Source organism: Klebsiella sp. CD33 (genome assembly GCF_051992865.1).
Classification (GTDB): Bacteria; Pseudomonadota; Gammaproteobacteria; order Enterobacterales; family Enterobacteriaceae; genus Klebsiella; species Klebsiella pneumoniae.
In genome coordinates this window covers 5,182,642-5,202,127 of record NZ_CP197023.1, presented here as the reverse complement: position 1 = coordinate 5,202,127, position 19,486 = coordinate 5,182,642, and the positions used below count along the sequence as shown (strand labels likewise).

Genomic DNA, 19,486 nt, shown 5'->3' with positions numbered 1-19,486 from the left:
TTGTTTCAGTTAAAACGTAGTAGTGTTGGTAAAAAATCAATGCTCTTCAGATGCCATCGACAGATAGACAATCGTCAGAACCATGAAGATGAAGGCTTGCAGCGTAATAATCAGGATGTGGAAAATGGCCCAAGGCACATTCAGAACCCACTGTGACCACCACGGCAACAGACCAGCAATCAGAATGAAAATCAGCTCACCGGCATACATGTTGCCGAACAGTCGCAGACCGAGAGAGACCGGTTTGGACAGCAGGCTTACCCCTTCAAGGATTAAGTTGACAGGAATGAACGCCCAGTGATTGAACGGCTGCATGGTCAGTTCTTTAACGAACCCACCAACGCCTTTCATTTTGATGCTGTAGAAAATAATCAGGATGAACACGCCAAGCGCCATCGACAGGGTGATGTTCACGTCGGCAGACGGAACCACGCGCAGTGCTGGCAGGCCGAAAATGTGTTCGCCGATATAAGGAAGCAGGTCGATTGGCAGCAGGTCCATCAGGTTCATCAGGAAGACCCAGACGAACACGGTCAGCGCCAGCGGCGCGATAACCTTGCTCTTGCCATGGTACATGTCTTTGACGCTGCCATGGACGAAGCCGATGATCATTTCGATGAAGGTTTGGAATTTCCCTGGTACGCCGCTGGTCGCTTTCTTAGCAACGCTACGGAACATGGCAAGGAACAGCAGACCGAGAACCACCGAGAAGAACATGGAGTCAATGTTGAGCGTCCAGAAGGTGGCTGTGTGGTTGTGCGGATCCACCAGCGAGAATGTACGCAGGTCCAACTGAAGGTTGTTCAGATGGTGTCCTATGTAATCCTGCGGCGTCATATTTTCTGAAGCCATGATGCCTTTACCCTTTGTTGTTAATTACAGCTGGCGCCAGAACTTGTACCACCAGCACCAAAACCCACGTCACGATCAGTGGCAAAAATACCACTTTTAAAACGGCCAGCGCCACCGCCAGAAGGGCGAAGGTCAGCAACACCTTGAAGGCTTCACCGAAGGCGAAGGTCCAGGCCACACGGCCTTTTGCTGGTGTATGCGCCTGATGACGCCAGGCAAAAATTATAAACATCAGATTTGGCAAGACCACTGCCAAACCGCCGCATACAGCGGAAATGCCCCAGAAGGGGTCTTTGAGGCTGAACAGCAGTCCACTTGCCATTACTGCCAGTAACTGAATAAACAGAAGCTTGCGAGCAACGTTTCGACTCAAGAGCGACACTGACATCACGTTTTTACTCCTGCTCCCTTTGAGGTATGTCGCGTGTCGTATAAAACGTCCTTTAAGACGAAGAGTCAAGCATCAAAAAGCGGACAAATTATACGGTGACGCCCCGTGATTTCAAACAATAAGTAGCAAAATAGTGAATAAATGTTTAATTATTTTCCAACGGACAACTTTCCGTGCATTTCAGCGTTCTGTGAGCGGTCATACAAAACTGCAAATAACGAGGAAACACGGCAATTAAAGCGTGCATCAGATCACATAATAAACATTTCAAGCGCCCTTTAATGAATCAAGGACATAAAACACTATTTTTCATGCTTTTGATATTCAAGATAAAAAGTGAGGACATTATCTAAAACAACCTCACATACAATAAAAACCTTTTATTGACATTTATAATAAAAATTTAACATCACTATGCTGTTCATCATTGTCGATTTTTAGCACCCTGATATTTTCAAAGTTGACTATTTTGTCAGTGAATCACTTACGCTAAGTTAACTGCAAGAAAAGCCTTAGTAAAAACAAGGTTAAATGCGGCCCGTTAATATCGGGGGACGTCCTTTATTTTTGTAACATGCGCGGGCCACATTTTTTCCACATTTTTTGATAAAAATTAACTCGATTTTGGCTTAATCACCACCAGGTGCCGCTCCCCTTCCAACCGAGGAACATGCAGCTCAATCACCTCGACAATGTCATACCCTTCCGGCAGACTTTCCATTTCTTCTTTTTGCGCTAACCCTTTGAGCGCATAGAAGTGACCATTCGCTGCCGGCAGATGATGGCACCAGCTCACCATATCATTAAGCGATGCGAAAGCGCGGCTTATCACGCCATCAAACGGCGGCTCGGCCGGGAAGGCTTCCACGCGGCTCTGCACCGGGGTGACGTTATCCAGCTTCAGCTCGTGCTGCACCTGACGCAGGAAGCGCACGCGCTTGCCAAGGCTGTCCAGCAGGGTGAAATGTGACTCCGGACATACGATGGCCAACGGGATCCCCGGCAACCCCGGGCCCGTACCAACATCGATAAAGCGCGAGCCCTGCAGATAAGGCGCCACGATGATGCTGTCGAGAATATGACGCACCAGCATCTCATTCGGATCGCGAACGGAGGTCAGGTTATAGGCTTTGTTCCACTTATCGAGCAGTCCGACGTAAGCCACCAGCTGATTTTTCTGGTGATCGGTGAGCGAAATACCCGCTTCATCCAGCAGACGAGAAAGTTTGTTGAGCACGGTAAGTACCTTCAAAAAATAATGAGCCCGGAGGCGCTAACGCTTACCGGGCTATGAATGATAAAGGCGAACGCTGATTATGCAACTGGGAAATCAGCGCGGCAGGCAGCCGCAATCAGGCGCTGCGGCGCAGCATCCCCTGCTTTTTCAGCCAAACCAGCAAAATAGAGATCGCCGCCGGGGTGATCCCAGAGATACGTGACGCCTGCCCTATCGACGACGGTTTATGGTCGTTCAGTTTGGCAATCACCTCGTTAGACAGCCCAGTGACCTGGCGGTAGTCGAGGGTCGCTGGCAGCAAGGTATTCTCATTGCGCTGTTGTTTCTCAATCTCATCCTGCTGGCGCGCGATATAGCCCTCATACTTCACCTGGATCTCTACCTGTTCAGCCGCCTGACGATCTTCCAGTCCCGGGGTGAATGGCGAGAGTTGAACCAGCTGTTCGTAGGTCATTTCCGGACGACGCAGCAGATCTTCGCCGCTAGCTTCACGCGACAACGGCGCGGTCAGGTGAGCGTTCACTTCGTTGGCGCTCTCTGCCTGCGGATTCACCCAGGTGGATTTCAGACGCTGGCGTTCACGTTCGATGCTTTCCAGCTTCTCGTTGTAGCGCGCCCAGCGTTCGTCATCCACCAGACCCAGCTCGTGCCCCTGTTCGGTCAAACGCAAATCGGCGTTGTCTTCGCGCAGCATCAGACGATATTCAGCGCGGGAAGTAAACATGCGGTACGGTTCTTTGGTACCCAGGGTGCAGAGGTCATCTACCAGCACGCCGAGGTAAGCCTGATCGCGACGCGGCGCCCAGCCCTCTTTTTCCGCAGAGAAGCGGGCGGCGTTAAGTCCGGCCAGCAGCCCCTGAGCCGCCGCCTCTTCATAACCGGTGGTACCGTTGATTTGGCCGGCGAAGAACAGACCCTGAATAAATTTGCTCTCAAGCGTTGGCTTCAGATCGCGCGGGTCGAAGAAATCGTACTCAATAGCGTAGCCTGGACGGACGATCCGCGCATTCTCCATCCCCTGCATCGAGCGGACGATTTGCATTTGCACATCAAACGGTAGGCTGGTGGATATACCGTTCGGATAAATTTCGTTTGAGGTCAGTCCTTCCGGCTCGAGAAAGATCTGATGCTGGTTGCGATCGGCAAAGCGCATGACTTTGTCTTCGATCGACGGGCAATAGCGAGGTCCGATCCCTTCGATCACTCCGGCGTACATAGGACTGCGATCGAGGTTATTGCGGATCACATCGTGGGTTTTCTCGTTAGTGTGGGTGATATAGCACGGTACCTGGCGCGGATGCTGATCCGCGGATCCCATGAACGAGAAGACCGGCATCGGGTTATCGCCATGCTGCTGCGCCAGCACGCTGAAATCGATGGTGCGCGCGTCAATACGCGGCGGAGTACCGGTTTTCAGACGACTTACGCGCAGAGGCAATTCACGCAGACGACGAGACAGCGGGATAGACGGCGGATCGCCGGCGCGGCCGCCGCTGTAGTTGTCCAGACCAATATGGATTTTGCCGTCAAGGAAGGTCCCGACGGTCAGCACTACCGCTTTAGCGCGGAATTTGAGGCCCATCTGGGTGACGGCGCCCACGACGCGATCGTTTTCGACAATCAGATCTTCAACCGCCTGCTGGAAGATCATCAGGTTCGGCTGGTTCTCCAGCGCGGTACGTACTGCCTGACGATAAAGCACGCGGTCAGCCTGGGCGCGGGTGGCGCGCACTGCCGGTCCTTTGCTGGCGTTTAGTATCCTAAACTGAATACCCGCCTGATCGATCGCTTTGGCCATCAAACCGCCGAGCGCATCCACTTCTTTTACCAGGTGTCCTTTCCCAATGCCGCCAATCGCCGGGTTGCAACTCATTTGCCCCAGCGTGTCGATATTGTGTGTCAAAAGCAGGGTTTGTTGACCCATACGCGCTGCGGCCATTGCGGCCTCAGTGCCTGCATGACCCCCGCCAATGATAATGACGTCAAAAGGATCCTGATAAAACATGGTGGTCTGCCTCGCATAAAGCGGTATGAAAATGGATTGAAGCCCGGGCCGTGGATTCTACTCAACTTTCGTCTTTCGAGAAAGACTCCGGGATCCTGAGTATTAAAAAGAAGATCTTTATATAGAGATCTGTTCTATTGTGATCTCTTATTAGGATCGACTCTCTTTGTGGATAAGTCGGATCCGCGAAGTAAGATCAAAAGCTTAAGAAGGATCACTATCTGTGAATGATCGGTGATCCTGGTCCGTATAAGCTGGGATCAGAATGAAGGGTTATGCACAGCTCAAAAACCATACTACGGTTATTCTTTGGATAACTACCGGTTGATCCAAGCTTTTAAGCATGGTTATCCACAGAAGATCGGGCGATCTTTACAATTCTCAGAGCAAATTTTTCCAGGATCCCAGCCAGATTTCCGCTGGATCCTCCGGAATTTCGTGTTCAAGGACGTTGATCTTCAGCGTCTCACCGATCTGTTTTGCCCCGCAGGCCTTCAGCGCCGCTTCTAATTTATCGATCGCGCCGCAAAAGGTGTCGTATTCGCGGCTGCCGATCCCTATAGCGCCAAAGCGCACGGCGGAAAGATCGGCCTGCTTCTCCTGCAGCGCGTCATAGAAGGGAACCAGGTTGTCGGGAATGTCGCCGGCGCCATGGGTGGAAGAGATAATTAACCAGATCCCTTGCGCCTGCAGATCGTCCACCAGCGGACCGTGCTGGATTTCAGTGCTATAGCCGGCTTCTTCCAGCTTTTCCGCCAGATGCTCTGCTACATATTCCGCACTGCCCAGGGTGCTGCCGCTGATAAGTGTAATGTCTGCCATAGATCGCCGATCGCCCGCTCAACTGTTCAGAGTGGCGTATTGTACGCTGTGAGCGAGCTGGGATCTACCTGTGGAAAAATGTGGGATTAAAAAAAGCGATCAGGGCTTGATGGTGCGCATGATCGGGTTCTGCAGCACGATCAGAGTTTCAGTGGACTGAATTTCATCGATTGTTTGGATCTTGTTGATAAGTACCTGCTGCAGAGCATCGATGGATTTACACATCACCTTAATAAAGATGCTGTAGTGGCCGGTGGTGTAGTAAGCCTCGGTGACCTCCTCCAGACTTTCCAGGCGGGCGAGGGCGGAGGGATAGTCTTTGGCGCTTTTTAAAATAATGCCGATGAAGCAACCGACGTCGTAGCCCAGCTGCTTGGGGCTGACGTCAATGCGCGCGCCGGTAATGATACCCGCCTGCTTCATCTTTTCGACGCGCACGTGAATGGTGCCCGGGCTGACGCTGAACTGTTTGGCCAGTTCGGCATAGGCGGTACGGGCGTTGGCCATCAGCGCATCAAGAATGCCGCGGTCCAGATTGTCGATCTGATAATTTTCCATATCTTTTTCTTATGAAGTTTGAGGGTTCTTACTATTTTAGCGCTATATTTTAATGAATTAAAAGTTGATGCGCCTTTTTATTGATTGATTATTGTATTGCCGCCCTGTTTTGTTGCTTAATCAATGGCAACAGGACGCAGGAGTCATAAAAATGAAAACCGCATATATCGCAAAACAACGCCAGATCAGTTTCGTTAAATCTCACTTTTCCCGTCAGCTGGAAGAGAAGCTTGGCCTGATTGAAGTCCAGGCGCCAATCTTAAGCCGCGTGGGCGATGGGACGCAGGATAACTTGTCCGGCTGCGAGAAAGCGGTTCAGGTAAAAGTGAAAACACTGCCCGACGCCCAGTTCGAAGTGGTTCATTCGCTGGCGAAGTGGAAGCGTCAAACCCTGGGACAACACGACTTCAGCGCGGGCGAAGGGCTGTACACGCACATGAAAGCCCTTCGCCCCGATGAAGACCGTCTGACGCCTATCCATTCCGTCTATGTTGACCAGTGGGACTGGGAGCGCGTGATGGGGGATGAAGAGCGTCACGTCGGCACCCTGAAGGCAACCGTCGAGGCGATCTACGCCGGGATCAAAGCCACCGAGCTGGCGGTCAGCCAGGAGTTTGGCCTGACGCCATTCCTGCCGGAACAGATCCATTTTGTTCACAGCCAGGAGCTGCTGAGCCGCTATCCGGAGCTTGATGCCAAAGGTCGTGAGCGGGCTATTGCCAAAGAGCTGGGCGCCGTCTTCTTAATTGGTATCGGCGGCAAACTAGCTGATGGCAAGCGCCACGACGTGCGTGCGCCGGATTATGATGACTGGAGTACTGAGGTTTCTGAAGGTTTTGCCGGCCTGAACGGCGATATCCTGGTGTGGAACCCGGTGCTGGAGGATGCGTTCGAGATCTCCTCGATGGGGATCCGCGTTGACGCCGAGGCGCTAAAGCGCCAGCTGGCGCTGACCGGCGATGAAGATCGCCTGAAACTGGAGTGGCACCAGGCGCTGCTGCGCGGCGAGATGCCGCAGACTATCGGCGGCGGCATTGGCCAGTCTCGTTTGACGATGCTGTTGCTGCAGCTTGACCATATTGGTCAGGTGCAGTGCGGCGTATGGCCAGCGCAGGTTCGCGAAAGCGTTTCCGCGCTGCTGTAACGATTAGCGCCGCCAGCGTCGCAGCAGGCGGCTACGCAGCCCGGTGTCAAAGCGCCAGATATGATCGAAGATGCGCATGATGCCGGGTTTGCCGTGAACCGACATCGCCACCGCGTGAAAACGGTGCTGATGCTTACGCTGTAACTCCCCCACTTGAGCAATCACCTCATCCGGCAACCGTTGGGCAATAAAGTCGGAGATCACCACGGCATCCGCATCCACCCACTGCGGGTTTTGCAAACGTTCAATAATGGCGCGAAAACAGCTGGCCAGATCGGTGCCGCCGCGAAAACGCTGGCTCAGGAAACGGATCGCCTGCTCCAGTCCGCTCTCGCTGGTCAACTCGTAATGCACCACTTCGCTGGAGAACAGCATAATGAAGCAGCGACGGTTATCGGCCAGCGCGATGCGCATCAGGGCCAGACAAAAGGCCTTAGCGCACTGTTCGTTAAAACCGCCCATCGATCCTGACGTATCGACGCAGACAATGAACGGCCCGCGCGGTTGCTCATCAAAATCCTGCCGCGTTACCGGGCGTTCGGTAATTTTCTCGCGCCAGGCATCGCCGTGTAGCCGGTAGGTGAGCAGCTGTTTCTCCACCAGCTTGCGATAAAATTCAAACTCCAGCTCCGTGATGCCAAGCGTCGCCAGCTCCGGCGGCAGCAGGCGTAGAATGTCGTCGCTCTGCTGGAGGCCGTCGACCTGTTCAGGCACCGTTGCCGGCTCGCGTACCAGGCTGCGGAAGGTTTCCATCGGCGCATCTTTCTTCGGCACGGATTTCGCTTCCCTTGAACGCCCCAGCTGTTCCGCCAGTTGCAGTAGCTCCGGTTGCTGGTTAAGAAAATCGCCATAGCGCACGATCAGCTGGTAGTCGCCTCGTTTTAGTTCGCCGGCGCTCATATCCCACAGGCGTCCGGCGGCGGTATCATTTTCCGCCAGCACCGGATCGAGCTGACCGCTGAGCGTCATTCGTTCCTGGACCTCACTGAGCAACTGGTCGCGCTCCTCGTCCAGCAGCTGCTGGTTAAGGCTGGTGGCTTGCACCACCAGGCTCAGGCGCCAGCGCTGTAAAAACAGCGTATGCAGCGCCGGGGTAAAGGTGGCATTGTCATCCACCAGCTTCTGCGCCTGGGCGGAAAAAGGGGACTGGAGCTGGTGCAGTTTGCCGAGAATTTGCGGGAGCTGGACGATAAACTGCGAGGTAGAGAGCAGCTGAGCCTGCTGATAGGTTTGCACTTCGGCGTCCAGATCCGGCGGGATGTTAACTTCTTTTAAGCGGGCGCGAACGGCTTCCCGCCAGCGCGGAATATCCGCCGCGATGATGTTTTTCAGGCGGGGAAATTTTTCAAAGAACACCGCCAGCTGAGGAGAGGCCAACAGCGCCAGCAGCATCTCCTCGATCATTCCCTCTTCGCTGACTGCCAGCATGACATTCAGCATATCGAGCGTCATGGCTGCTTCGCCTGTTTAATCTGCGCGCCGACGTCCTGCAGGCTGGCTTCGATTCTTCCCAGCCATTCGACCGGGATAAACAGGCACTTTTGCTGCTCGCTGAAGCGGTTGTGTTGCTGGTGCCACTCATCATCCAGCGCTTCCAGCTGCTGGCGAATTTCCGCCGGCATATTCTCCTGCGCTGCGCTGCCGGGCAGCGCGAGGCGTGAGCCCTGCAGGCTCACATCGCGGACGACCAGATGCTGGCTGGTGTCGACATCCATATTGAGTAGTTGGGCAAAGCCGATCCCGTTGAGCTTACCGCGGATCTCGCCGCCCTTTTCCAGCCAGTTGGCTAACGCCTCGCGTTCAAAAGTAATGTGGATCACTTCCATATCGTGAAGTTTGAGCGGCTGCTGCAGCAGCAGCGTCAGGGTGGTCCCCTGGATCTCCGCCGGCAGTTCATAGTGCGGTTTGCGGCTAAACATCCCGCCAAGGCGGGTGACCTTCAGCGCCGTTTTGTCGCTTTGCTGTTGTTGGATCTGAATGCGTCGCTGCACAATCGCCCCCAACCGCGTCAGCATCGCCTGCTGTTGCCAGGCGTGACAGGTCATGAGCGTTTCCAGCTGCTGCGACATCAGGTTCATACTTTCGACGTTGTGCCACAGACAATCTTTCAGCAGGATAAGGTCAATCGGCGCGATGCTGTCGCGGCCGCTGAAGAAGGCGCTGGCCTGCAGCAGGCGAATAGCCTTTTTCCAGCGGCGATCCGAGACGTAGGGGGCATTTGGCAGGGCGTCCAGCTGCTGGCGGAGCTGGAATATCAGCTCAAACACCGCATCCGGCAGTTTAATATTGCCGATCTGCTGCTGCCATTGGGTAAATTCCTCGTCGCTCACCTGCAGCGCGCTGGGCACTGGATTGCTGTTTTCATCCTGCTGGCTGACCAGCATCGAACGGAAATTACCTTTATCCTGCACTTTATCAAGCCATAGACGGATCAGCATTCGGTCATACAACGCTTCCAGGCTGCTGTCGGCTTCCGGGAGTTCGTTCGACGCGGCCACCAGCAGGCGCATTGGGATTTTCTCTTCATGCGCGCCATTGCGGAAGTGACGTTCGTTAATCGCCGTCAGTAGGGTGTTGAGGATAGCCGGACCTGCTTTCCATATTTCATCGAGAAACACGATTTCCGCTTCCGGCAGGTAGCCGGCGGTTAAACGTTCGTAACGGCCTTCATCTTTCAGCGCCTGAATGGACAGTGGCCCAAAAACCTCTTCCGGGGTAGAGAAGCGGGTCATCAGATATTCAAAAGCGCGCGCCTGCTGGAAGGCGAATTTGAGGCGGCGGGCAATCAGGCTTTTGGCGATCCCCGGTGGACCAAGCAAAAAAACGCTCTCGCCGCTGAGCGCCGCCAGCAGGCAGAGGCGTATCGCGTGGCTGCGTTCAAAGAGTCCTTTTTCGAGTGCCGCGCTGAGCCGGGAAATTCTTTCAGCCAGTAAATGTGTTTGAGCCATAATTGAGTTGCGTGCTTTGTCATGTATCGTTATTGGGACGAGTATAGATGTTAGAGCCGGGGCGGTAATAGCCTGAAGAATCGATTTATTTTTTTTGAGCCAGGTTAATATGGTGTCTGTTAGGGGTACGATTTCACAAATAATCGTGCATACTGTGCGCTTTTTGTGGGCCAAGGGACTAGGCACACATTTGTTTTATAAACGAAAAGACTAGTCTATGAGCACTGATAATAAACAATCGTTGCCGGCGTTAACGCTGGCGGCCATCGGCGTGGTGTACGGCGATATCGGTACCAGTCCACTGTATACCCTGCGCGAATGCCTGTCAGGTCAGTTTGGCTTTGGCGTAGAGCGCGATGCCGTTTTTGGCTTTTTGTCGCTGATTTTCTGGCTGTTAATCTTTACCGTATCGATTAAATACATCACCTTCGTGATGCGGGCGGATAACGCCGGGGAAGGCGGGATCTTAACGCTGATGTCGCTGGCCGGACGTAATACTTCGGCCAGAATGACCTCCGTGCTGGTGATCCTCGGCCTTATCGGCGGCAGTTTCTTCTATGGCGAAGTGGTGATTACCCCGGCGATTTCGGTAATGTCGGCGATAGAGGGGTTAGAAATTATCGCCCCGCAGCTCGATACCTGGATTGTCCCTATCTCCATTATCGTGCTCACCCTGCTGTTTGTGATCCAGAAGCACGGGACTGGCATGGTCGGCAAGCTGTTTGCGCCGATTATGCTGATCTGGTTCCTGTTGCTGGCGGTGCTGGGCGCGCGAAGCATTTACGCTAATCCGGAAGTTCTGCAGGCGCTGAACCCCTACTGGGCTGTGCACTTCTTCCTGCAATACAAGACCGTTTCCTTTATTGCGCTTGGCGCGGTGGTGCTGTCGATTACCGGGGTGGAAGCGCTGTACGCCGATATGGGCCACTTCGGCAAACTGCCGATCCGCGTTGCCTGGTTCTCCGTCGTGCTGCCCTCGTTGGTGCTGAACTATTTTGGCCAGGGCGCGCTGCTGCTGAAGCACCCGGAAGCGATTAAAAACCCGTTCTTCCTGCTGGCGCCTGAGTGGGCGCTGATCCCGATGCTGATTATCGCCACGCTGGCGACGGTTATCGCCTCCCAGGCAGTGATTTCCGGGGTCTTCTCCCTGACCCGTCAGGCAGTGCGTCTGGGCTATCTGTCGCCGATGCGCATTATCCATACCTCGGAAATGGAGTCCGGGCAGATTTACATTCCGTTCATTAACTGGCTGCTGTACGTTTCTGTGGTCATCGTTATCGTCAGCTTTGAGCATTCGTCTAACCTGGCGGCGGCGTATGGTATCGCCGTAACGGGCACCATGGTGCTGACCTCCATTCTGTCGGCGACCGTGGCGCGCAAAAACTGGCACTGGAACAAGCTGTTTGTCGGTCTGATGCTGGTGGCCTTCCTGTGCATTGATATTCCGCTGTTCTCGGCGAACCTCGATAAGATTGTCTCCGGCGGCTGGCTACCGTTGTCCCTGGGGATGGTGATGTTTACGGTGATGACGACCTGGAAGAGCGAGCGTTTCCGCCTGCTGCGCCGGATGCACGAGCATGGCAACTCGCTGGAAGCGATGATCTCTTCGCTGGAGAAGTCACCGCCAGTGCGTGTGCCGGGGACTGCGGTGTATATGTCCCGCGCCCTGAACGTGATCCCGTTTGCCCTGCTGCATAACCTGAAGCACAACAAGGTGCTGCATGAGCGAGTGATCCTCCTGACCCTGCGTACCGAAGATGCGCCTTACGTGCATAACGTTCGCCGGGTGCAGATTGAGCAGCTGTCACCGTCCTTCTGGCGGGTGGTGGCCAGCTACGGCTGGCGGGAAACGCCTAACGTTGAAGAGGTGTTCCACCGCTGTGGCCTGGAAGGACTCAGCTGCCGGATGATGGAGACCTCGTTCTTTATGTCGCATGAGTCGCTGATTATCGGCAAACGGCCATGGTATCTGCGCCTGCGCGGCAAGCTTTATCTGCTGCTGCAGCGTAACGCCCTGCGGGCGCCGGATCAGTTTGAGATCCCGCCAAACCGGGTTATCGAGCTCGGTACCCAGGTCGAAATCTGATGTCAAAAAAGCCCTTCCATTGCGAAGGGCTTTTTGTTTCTCACTCCGGTTGTTATGTCCTGTCGCTGCCTCGCGAAACGTTTCGATGGCGATCACATTTCTCTCTTCTGGTGATGGTTTTCTGCTCACACATTGATAATAATTATTTTAGCGAAACGTTTCGCTAGTGGAGCAAAAGAGAAAAAATGAAAAAAGGCACCGTACTTAACGCTGATATTTCCGCGGTCATTTCCCGCCTGGGCCACACCGATACGCTGGTGGTCTGCGATGCCGGATTACCGGTTCCCCGCAGCAGCACGCGCATTGATATGGCGCTGACTCAGGGCGTACCTTCATTTATGCAGGTGCTGGAAGTGGTGACGACGGAAATGCAGGTTGAAGCGGCTGTCATCGCGGAAGAGATTAAAACCCATAATCCGCAGCTCCACGCGACGTTGCTCACTCACCTCGAGCAGCTGCAGCAGCACCAGGGAAATACCATTGAAATTCGTTACACCAGCCATGAGCAGTTCAAAAAACAAACCGCAGACAGTCAGGCGGTAATTCGCAGCGGGGAGTGTTCCCCGTTTGCGAATATCATTCTCTGTGCCGGCGTCACGTTCTGAGGTCGCCGTCATGGAAGCCTTATTGCAACTGAAAGGGATCGACAAAGCGTTCCCTGGCGTCAAGGCGCTCTCCGGCGCGGCGCTGAATGTCTATGCCGGCCGGGTGATGGCGCTGGTAGGGGAAAATGGCGCCGGCAAGTCCACTATGATGAAGGTGTTGACCGGGATCTACACCCGTGATGCCGGCTCTTTGCTGTGGTTAGGCAAAGAGACGACCTTTAACGGCCCAAAATCCTCCCAGGAAGCCGGGATCGGCATTATCCATCAGGAACTGAACCTGATCCCTCAGTTGACGATCGCCGAGAACATCTTCCTTGGCCGCGAGTTCGTTAACCGTTTTGGCAAAATCGACTGGAAGCAGATGTATGCCGAAGCCGACAAGCTGTTGGCAAAGCTGAATCTCCGCTTTACCAGCCAGAAACTGGTGGGCGATCTATCGATTGGCGATCAGCAAATGGTGGAGATCGCCAAAGTGCTGAGCTTCGAATCGAAAGTCATCATTATGGATGAACCGACCGATGCGCTGACCGATACCGAAACCGAATCGCTGTTCCGCGTCATCCGCGAACTGAAGTCGCAGGGGCGCGGTATCGTCTATATCTCCCACCGTATGAAAGAGATCTTCGAGATTTGCGACGACGTGACGGTCTTTCGTGACGGGCAGTTTATCGCCGAGCGCGAGGTCTCGTCGCTGGATGAGGACCGACTTATCGAGATGATGGTCGGCCGTAAGCTGGAAGACCAATATCCCCACCTCGATAAGGCGCCCGGCGCGGTGCGCCTGAAGGTCGACAACCTCTGCGGCCCGGGGGTGGATAACGTGACCTTTACCCTGCGCCAGGGGGAGATCCTCGGCGTTGCCGGGCTGATGGGCGCCGGGCGGACCGAACTGATGAAAGTGCTGTACGGCGCGCTGCCGCGCAGCAGCGGTTCCGTGACGCTCGATGGCCGCGAAGTGGTGACCCGTTCGCCGCAGGATGGTCTGGCGAACGGCATTGTCTATATCTCCGAAGACCGTAAGCGCGATGGTCTGGTTCTCGGGATGTCGGTAAAAGAAAACATGTCCCTGACGGCGCTGCGCTATTTCAGCCGGGCGGGCGGTAGTCTTAAGCATAAAGATGAACAGCAGGCGGTGAGTGATTTCATCCGCCTGTTTAACGTGAAAACGCCGTCCATGGAGCAGGCGATCGGCCTGCTCTCCGGCGGCAACCAGCAAAAGGTCGCCATCGCCCGCGGGCTGATGACCCGGCCGAAGGTGCTGATCCTCGATGAACCGACCCGCGGCGTCGACGTCGGGGCGAAGAAAGAGATCTACCAGCTCATCAACCAGTTCAAAGCCGACGGCCTGAGCATCATTCTGGTCTCCTCCGAGATGCCGGAAGTGTTGGGCATGAGCGATCGCATCATAGTGATGCATGAAGGGCATCTCGGCGGTGAATTCACACGCGAGCAGGCCACCCAGGAAGTATTGATGGCTGCCGCTGTGGGCAAGCTTAACCGTGTGAATCAGGAGTAAGAAAGATGACAACCCAGGCTGTTTCTGGTCGCCGCTATTTCACAAAAGCGTGGCTGATGGAGCAAAAATCGCTGATTGCCCTGCTGGTGCTGATCGCGGTGGTATCGACCATGAGCCCCAACTTTTTTACCGTCAATAACCTGTTCAATATTCTGCAGCAAACCTCCGTTAACGCCATTATGGCGGTAGGGATGACGCTGGTCATACTGACCTCGGGGATCGATCTGTCCGTCGGCTCCCTGCTGGCGCTCACCGGTGCGGTGGCAGCGTCGATCGTTGGCATTGAGGTTAATGCGCTGGTGGCGGTCGCGGCTGCCCTCGCATTAGGTGCGGCGATCGGCGCAGTCACCGGGGTGATTGTAGCGAGAGGCCGCGTGCAGGCCTTCATCGCCACCCTGGTGATGATGCTGCTGCTGCGCGGCGTAACCATGGTGTACACCAACGGCAGCCCGATCAATACCGGCTTTAGCGATAATGCCGATCTGTTTGGCTGGTTTGGCATCGGGCGTCCGCTGGGGATCCCGACGCCGGTATGGATCATGGCGATTGTCTTCCTGGCGGCCTGGTACATGCTGCACCATACTCGCCTGGGCCGTTATATTTATGCCCTGGGCGGTAATGAAGCGGCGACGCGTCTGTCCGGGATTAGCGTCAATAAAGTTAAAATTATCGTTTACGCCTTGTGCGGAATGCTCGCTTCGCTGGCCGGGATCATCGAAGTGGCGCGTCTCTCCTCCGCGCAGCCGACAGCGGGGACGGGCTATGAGCTGGACGCCATTGCGGCGGTGGTACTCGGCGGCACCAGCCTCGCTGGTGGCAAAGGACGCATTGTCGGCACGCTGATTGGTGCGCTGATCCTTGGCTTCCTGAATAATGGTCTTAATCTTTTAGGCGTTTCTTCCTATTACCAGATGATCGTTAAAGCGGTGGTGATTTTGCTGGCGGTACTGGTAGATAACAAAAAGCAGTAACTGAGAACTCTACAGGACATCTTAACTATGAATATGAAAAAACTGGCGACCCTGGTCTCTGCTGTTGCGCTAAGTGCGACCGTTAGCGCGAACGTGATGGCCAAAGACACCATCGCTCTGGTTATCTCTACCCTCAACAACCCGTTCTTCGTGTCGCTGAAAGACGGCGCGCAAAAAGAAGCTGACAAGCTGGGCTACAACCTGGTGGTGCTGGATTCCCAGAACAACCCGGCGAAAGAGCTGGCGAACGTCCAGGATTTAACGGTGCGCGGCACCAAGCTGCTGCTGATCAACCCCACCGACTCTGATGCCGTTGGCAACGCCGTGAAGATGGCGAACCAGGCGAAAATCCCGGTCATCACTCTCGACCGTCAGGCGACAAAAGGCGATGTTGTGAGCCATATCGCCTCTGACAACGTGCAGGGTGGAAAAATGGCTGGCGATTACATCGCGAAAAAAGTGGGTGAAAGTGCAAAAGTCATTGAGCTGCAGGGCATTGCCGGAACTTCTGCGGCGCGCGAGCGTGGCGAAGGCTTTAAACAGGCCGTGGCGGCGCACAAATTCAACGTCCTGGCCAGCCAGCCGGCCGATTTCGACCGCACCAAAGGCCTGAACGTGATGCAGAACCTGCTGACCGCACATCCTGACGTCCAGGCAGTGTTCGCGCAAAATGATGAAATGGCGCTGGGCGCCCTGCGCGCGCTGCAGACCGCAGGCAAGTCCGATGTGATGGTGGTTGGATTTGACGGCACTCCGGATGGCGAAAAAGCAGTAAACAGTGGCAAACTGGCGGCGACCGTCGCACAGTTGCCGGAGCAGATCGGCGCGAAAGGCGTTGAGACTGCTGATAAGGTACTGAAGGGCGAAAAAGTGGAAGCTAACTACCCGGTTGAGCTGAAGCTGGTCGTTAAGCAGTAATATGCGATTCGGACTGGCAACGGTCCGAGGGACAATATAAAAAAAGAAAAGCAGGGCATGCGCCACCGGATCCCGGTGGCGCGCTTTCCCGGGAACAGAAATGATGAAAACTGCAGGCAAACTTGTCGTCCTTGGCAGTATCAATGCCGATCACATTCTTAACCTTGACGCTTTCCCGACGCCGGGCGAAACCGTCACCGGCCACCATTATCAGGTGGCGTTCGGTGGAAAAGGGGCCAACCAGGCGGTGGCCGCCGGGCGCAGCGGAGCGGATATCGCGTTTATCGCCTGCACCGGCGATGACGATATCGGTGAACGCATCCGTCGTCAGCTGGCGAGCGATAAAATCGACGTGGCGCCCGTGCGCGCGGTTGCCGGGGAAGCGACCGGGGTGGCATTAATTTTCGTTAACGCCGAAGGTGAGAATGTCATCGGTATTCATGCCGGCGCCAATGCGGCGCTTTCCGTCTCCCAGGTTGAGGCGGAAAAAGAGCGTATCGCCAGCGCACAGGCATTGTTGATGCAGCTGGAGTCGCCGCTGGAGAGCGTCATAGCGGCGGCGAAAATCGCCCATCACCATCACACCACCGTGGTGCTGAACCCCGCGCCAGCGCGTGAGCTACCGGATGAACTGCTGGCGCTGGTGGATATTATTACCCCTAACGAAACCGAAGCGGAAAAGCTGACCGGTATTCGCGTTGAGAGTGACGAAGATGCGGCAAAAGCCGCCGACGTGCTGCATGCCAAAGGCATTGGTACGGTGATGATCACCCTCGGCAGCCGCGGCGTCTGGCTCAGTGCCGAAGGCGAAAGCCGCCGGATCCCAGGGTTTCGCGTACAGGCCATTGATACTATCGCGGCCGGTGATACCTTTAACGGCGCGCTGGTGACCGCGCTGCTGGAAGGGACCGCCCTGCCGGAGGCGATTCGCTTTGCGCATGCCGCAGCGGCGATCGCCGTAACCCGCAAAGGCGCTCAGCCGTCCGTGCCTTGGCGCACAGAGATCGATGAATTTTTAGCGCAACAGGGGTAATGCTTGGCTACGATGAAAGATGTGGCCCGCATCGCGGGCGTTTCCACATCGACGGTGTCACACGTCATCAATAAGGACCGCTTTGTCAGCGAGGCGATTACCGCCAAAGTTGACGCTGCGATCAAAAGCCTCAACTACGCACCCTCTGCGCTGGCGCGTAGCCTCAAGCTCAATCAAACCCGTACCATCGGCATGCTGATCACCGCCAGTACCAATCCGTTTTATTCGGAGCTGGTGCGGGGCGTGGAGCGTAGCTGCTTTGAGCGGGGTTATAGCCTCGTGCTCTGCAATACCGAAGGTGATGAGCAGCGAATGAATCGTAATCTGGAGACGCTAATGCAAAAACGCGTCGATGGATTACTCCTGCTGTGCACGGAGACCCATCAGCCCTCCCCGGAAATCATGCAGCGCTATCCGTCGGTACCGACGGTTATGATGGACTGGGCCCCCTTTGATGGCGATAGCGATCTGATTCAGGATAACTCGCTGCTCGGCGGCGATATGGCAACCCAGTATCTGATTGACCAGGGGCATTCACGCATTGCCTGTATTGCCGGCCCGCTGGATAAAACCCCGGCGCGCCTGCGTCTTGAAGGCTATCATGCCGCGATGGCGCGCTGCGGCCTGCCGGTTGCCGAAGGATACGTGGTGACCAGTGATTTTGAGTTTGGCGGCGGGTTTAGCGCGATGCAGCAGCTGCTGGCGTTGCCGCAGCGTCCGCAGGCGGTGTTTGTCGGTAACGATGCGATGGCGGTTGGCGCTTATCAGGCGTTATACCAGGCCGGGCTGCAGATTCCGCAGGATATGGCGCTGGTGGGCTACGATGATATTGAGCTGGCACGTTATATGACGCCGCCATTGACCACCATTCACCAGCCAAAGGATGAGCTGGGGGAACTGGCCATCGACGTACTGATCCATCGCATGGCCGATCCGCAGCAAAAACAGCAGCGCGTTCAGTTAACGCCGGAGCTGGTGGTTCGCGGTTCCGCTTAGCGTTTATGCCGCTCGCTAATCAGGTTGCGGCCATCCTTCGCTCTTAACAGCATAAACATCAGCGCCGATATAATGGTTATCACGCCCATGGTTATAAAGGTGTAGTGAAACTGCTGTACCGTGCTTGCATTATCAAAACCTTCATAGAAGCGTAGCACCGCAGCGCTGATGGCCACCCCGAGACTAATTGAAAGCTGCTGGGTGACGGCCAGCAGGCTGTTGCCGCTGCTGGCATTATCATCGGTCAGATCGGCCAGGGTAATGGTATTCATGGCGGTAAACTGCGTGGACATCGCCATCCCCAGCACGAACAGCGGCAGAAGAAGCATCCACAGCGGCATCTCTGGCGACTGCAGCGAGAACTGGGCGATCATAAGGCCAATAAACACGGTGATCCCCACCAGGGTCTTACGATAGCCAAACCAGCGCAGCACCTGGGTAACGGTGGATTTCGCAATAATCGAGCCGATAGCGGTGGGGGCGATCATACAGCCGGCGATAATGGCCGGATAGCCGAAACCAACCTGCAGCATCAGCGGCATCAGAAACGGTACGCAGCCGGTACCCAACCGCGTGGCGAGGTTGCCGGCAATGCCGACCGAGAACGTATGGGTCTTAAATAAAGAGAGCGAGATAAGCGGCGTCGGATGGCGACGCGCGTGACGCACATAGGCCACGAGCAGTAACAGACTGACGGCAATCACGGCCAGCGCCTGCCATGTCGCCACGATTTTTTCCCCAAACAGTTCAATACCGCTGGAAAATAACACCAGACTTAAGCCAAATAACAGAAAACCGCCTATATCGAAGCGTCGGCGCGGCGTTGTGAAATTTGGCATGTATTTACGGGCGTACAGAATGCCAATTACGCCGATCGGAATGTTTATCAGGAAAATCCAATGCCAGCTGGCCCAGGTAACAAATACCCCGCCGAGTACCGGGCCCAGAATCGGCCCCACCAATCCCGGCATGGTGACAAAGTTCAGGACCGGCAACAGTTCGCTGCGGGGGTAGGCACGCAGCAGGGCCAGCCTCGCCACCGGCATCATCATCGCCCCACCGATCCCCTGAATTACGCGAAAAATGACCAGTTCCGTTAAGGAACTGGAGAGGGCGCAGGCGAGGGAACCGAGGGTGAACAGGCTAACGGCGATGATAAAGACCCGGCGCGTGCCGAAGCGATCGGCCAGCCAGCCGCTGACCGGGATCAGCATCGCCACCGTCAGCGTATAGCTGATAATGGCCGACTGCATCGCTAAGGGAGAACGATTAAGACTGTGGGCGATAGCCGGGAGGGCGGTGTTAAGAATGGTGGCATCCAGCGCCTGCATAAAGAAGGCCATCGCCGCGATCCACGGCAGGCCAGCCATGCTGCGCCCTTTTTTTCCGCTCATGCCAAATCCT

17 protein-coding genes are annotated in these 19,486 nt (G+C 55.3%); 8 read left to right on the top strand and 9 right to left on the bottom strand.

Annotated elements, in window-relative coordinates:
- Window positions 1–36 precede the first annotated feature (36 nt).
- The 6 genes from atpB to asnC all read right to left on the bottom strand — a co-directional run bounded on the left by atpB (window position 37) and on the right by asnC (window position 5,865).
- Window positions 37–852, bottom strand: coding sequence for a F0F1 ATP synthase subunit A (atpB, locus tag ACR809_RS25395; RefSeq protein WP_004151552.1), 816 nt, complete (start codon window positions 850–852; stop codon window positions 37–39).
- A gap of 7 nt (window positions 853–859) precedes the next feature.
- A complete protein-coding gene (atpI, locus tag ACR809_RS25390) occupies window positions 860–1,240 on the bottom strand; it encodes a F0F1 ATP synthase subunit I (protein WP_004144991.1) in 381 nt (126 codons plus the stop codon).
- A gap of 616 nt (window positions 1,241–1,856) precedes the next feature.
- The gene (gene rsmG, locus ACR809_RS25385; RefSeq protein WP_004151554.1) at window positions 1,857–2,480 is read right to left on the bottom strand and encodes a 16S rRNA (guanine(527)-N(7))-methyltransferase RsmG; all 624 of its coding nucleotides are present in this window, start codon (window positions 2,478–2,480) and stop codon (window positions 1,857–1,859) included.
- A 115-nt stretch (window positions 2,481–2,595) separates the two neighbouring features.
- Window positions 2,596–4,485, bottom strand: a complete 1,890-nt coding sequence (mnmG, locus tag ACR809_RS25380; RefSeq protein ID WP_122051635.1) for a tRNA uridine-5-carboxymethylaminomethyl(34) synthesis enzyme MnmG — start codon at window positions 4,483–4,485, stop codon at window positions 2,596–2,598.
- A gap of 381 nt (window positions 4,486–4,866) precedes the next feature.
- Window positions 4,867–5,307 (bottom strand): FMN-binding protein MioC, encoded by a 441-nt coding sequence (gene mioC, locus ACR809_RS25375; RefSeq protein WP_004144988.1) that lies wholly within the window; start codon window positions 5,305–5,307, stop codon window positions 4,867–4,869.
- A gap of 99 nt (window positions 5,308–5,406) precedes the next feature.
- Window positions 5,407–5,865: a transcriptional regulator AsnC gene (gene asnC, locus ACR809_RS25370; protein WP_002882510.1), complete on the bottom strand. Its 459-nt coding sequence runs from the start codon at window positions 5,863–5,865 to the stop codon at window positions 5,407–5,409.
- A gap of 151 nt (window positions 5,866–6,016) precedes the next feature.
- Between asnC and asnA the strand changes: the two genes are divergently transcribed.
- Window positions 6,017–7,009 carry an aspartate--ammonia ligase gene (gene asnA / locus ACR809_RS25365; protein WP_002882514.1) on the top strand — a complete coding sequence of 331 codons (993 nt, stop codon included), beginning with the start codon at window positions 6,017–6,019 and terminating at the stop codon, window positions 7,007–7,009.
- Window positions 7,010–7,012: 3 nt separating this feature from the next.
- Here the strand turns inward: asnA and viaA are convergent, their stop codons facing one another.
- Together viaA and ravA are read right to left on the bottom strand one after the other, a co-directional pair.
- A complete protein-coding gene (viaA, locus tag ACR809_RS25360; protein WP_009308848.1) occupies window positions 7,013–8,461 on the bottom strand; it encodes an ATPase RavA stimulator ViaA in 1,449 nt (482 codons plus the stop codon).
- Window positions 8,458–9,957, bottom strand: coding sequence for an ATPase RavA (gene ravA / locus ACR809_RS25355; RefSeq protein WP_004151555.1), 1,500 nt, complete (start codon window positions 9,955–9,957; stop codon window positions 8,458–8,460). The genes viaA and ravA overlap by 4 nt, the downstream gene beginning before the upstream one ends.
- 217 nt (window positions 9,958–10,174) lie before the next feature.
- Between ravA and kup the strand changes: the two genes are divergently transcribed.
- The 7 genes from kup (at window position 10,175) to rbsR (ending at window position 18,082) form a co-directional block, all read left to right on the top strand.
- The gene (gene kup, locus ACR809_RS25350; RefSeq protein WP_002882520.1) at window positions 10,175–12,043 is read left to right on the top strand and encodes a low affinity potassium transporter Kup; all 1,869 of its coding nucleotides are present in this window, start codon (window positions 10,175–10,177) and stop codon (window positions 12,041–12,043) included.
- Window positions 12,044–12,228: 185 nt separating this feature from the next.
- On the top strand, window positions 12,229–12,648 hold the full coding sequence (gene rbsD / locus ACR809_RS25345) for a D-ribose pyranase (protein WP_002882527.1): 420 nt from the start codon (window positions 12,229–12,231) through the stop codon (window positions 12,646–12,648).
- Between the two features lie 10 nt (window positions 12,649–12,658).
- Window positions 12,659–14,164: a ribose ABC transporter ATP-binding protein RbsA gene (rbsA, locus tag ACR809_RS25340; RefSeq protein WP_002882529.1), complete on the top strand. Its 1,506-nt coding sequence runs from the start codon at window positions 12,659–12,661 to the stop codon at window positions 14,162–14,164.
- 5 nt (window positions 14,165–14,169) lie between these two features.
- Window positions 14,170–15,135, top strand: coding sequence for a ribose ABC transporter permease (gene rbsC / locus ACR809_RS25335; protein WP_002882531.1), 966 nt, complete (start codon window positions 14,170–14,172; stop codon window positions 15,133–15,135).
- Between the two features lie 27 nt (window positions 15,136–15,162).
- The gene (rbsB, locus tag ACR809_RS25330) at window positions 15,163–16,053 is read left to right on the top strand and encodes a ribose ABC transporter substrate-binding protein RbsB (RefSeq protein WP_023286980.1); all 891 of its coding nucleotides are present in this window, start codon (window positions 15,163–15,165) and stop codon (window positions 16,051–16,053) included.
- A gap of 100 nt (window positions 16,054–16,153) precedes the next feature.
- Window positions 16,154–17,086 carry a ribokinase gene (gene rbsK, locus ACR809_RS25325; protein WP_004144980.1) on the top strand — a complete coding sequence of 311 codons (933 nt, stop codon included), beginning with the start codon at window positions 16,154–16,156 and terminating at the stop codon, window positions 17,084–17,086.
- Between the two features lie 3 nt (window positions 17,087–17,089).
- On the top strand, window positions 17,090–18,082 hold the full coding sequence (gene rbsR, locus ACR809_RS25320) for a ribose operon transcriptional repressor RbsR (protein WP_004187944.1): 993 nt from the start codon (window positions 17,090–17,092) through the stop codon (window positions 18,080–18,082).
- On the opposite strand, the gene mdtD is transcribed toward rbsR, so the two are convergent.
- On the bottom strand, window positions 18,079–19,476 hold the full coding sequence (gene mdtD / locus ACR809_RS25315) for a multidrug transporter subunit MdtD (RefSeq protein ID WP_002882539.1): 1,398 nt from the start codon (window positions 19,474–19,476) through the stop codon (window positions 18,079–18,081). The two genes, rbsR and mdtD, sit on opposite strands and share 4 nt — an antisense overlap.
- Window positions 19,477–19,486 lie beyond the last annotated feature (10 nt).

What these genes read in the sequence shown, in the direction of transcription:
- asnC (WP_002882510.1), bottom strand. Translation starts at nt 5,865, where the DNA reads ATGGAAAATTATCAGATCGACAATCTGGACCGCGGCATTCTTGATGCG.
- kup (WP_002882520.1), top strand. Translation starts at nt 10,175, where the DNA reads ATGAGCACTGATAATAAACAATCGTTGCCGGCGTTAACGCTGGCGGCC.
- mdtD (WP_002882539.1), bottom strand. Translation starts at nt 19,476, where the DNA reads ATGAGCGGAAAAAAAGGGCGCAGCATGGCTGGCCTGCCGTGGATCGCG.
- ravA (WP_004151555.1), bottom strand. Translation starts at nt 9,957, where the DNA reads ATGGCTCAAACACATTTACTGGCTGAAAGAATTTCCCGGCTCAGCGCG.
- rbsA (WP_002882529.1), top strand. Translation starts at nt 12,659, where the DNA reads ATGGAAGCCTTATTGCAACTGAAAGGGATCGACAAAGCGTTCCCTGGC.
- asnA (WP_002882514.1), top strand. Translation starts at nt 6,017, where the DNA reads ATGAAAACCGCATATATCGCAAAACAACGCCAGATCAGTTTCGTTAAA.
- rbsB (WP_023286980.1), top strand. Translation starts at nt 15,163, where the DNA reads ATGAATATGAAAAAACTGGCGACCCTGGTCTCTGCTGTTGCGCTAAGT.
- rbsK (WP_004144980.1), top strand. Translation starts at nt 16,154, where the DNA reads ATGATGAAAACTGCAGGCAAACTTGTCGTCCTTGGCAGTATCAATGCC.
- atpB (WP_004151552.1), bottom strand. Translation starts at nt 852, where the DNA reads ATGGCTTCAGAAAATATGACGCCGCAGGATTACATAGGACACCATCTG.
- viaA (WP_009308848.1), bottom strand. Translation starts at nt 8,461, where the DNA reads ATGACGCTCGATATGCTGAATGTCATGCTGGCAGTCAGCGAAGAGGGA.
- rbsD (WP_002882527.1), top strand. Translation starts at nt 12,229, where the DNA reads ATGAAAAAAGGCACCGTACTTAACGCTGATATTTCCGCGGTCATTTCC.
- atpI (WP_004144991.1), bottom strand. Translation starts at nt 1,240, where the DNA reads ATGTCAGTGTCGCTCTTGAGTCGAAACGTTGCTCGCAAGCTTCTGTTT.
- rbsC (WP_002882531.1), top strand. Translation starts at nt 14,170, where the DNA reads ATGACAACCCAGGCTGTTTCTGGTCGCCGCTATTTCACAAAAGCGTGG.
- mioC (WP_004144988.1), bottom strand. Translation starts at nt 5,307, where the DNA reads ATGGCAGACATTACACTTATCAGCGGCAGCACCCTGGGCAGTGCGGAA.
- mnmG (WP_122051635.1), bottom strand. Translation starts at nt 4,485, where the DNA reads ATGTTTTATCAGGATCCTTTTGACGTCATTATCATTGGCGGGGGTCAT.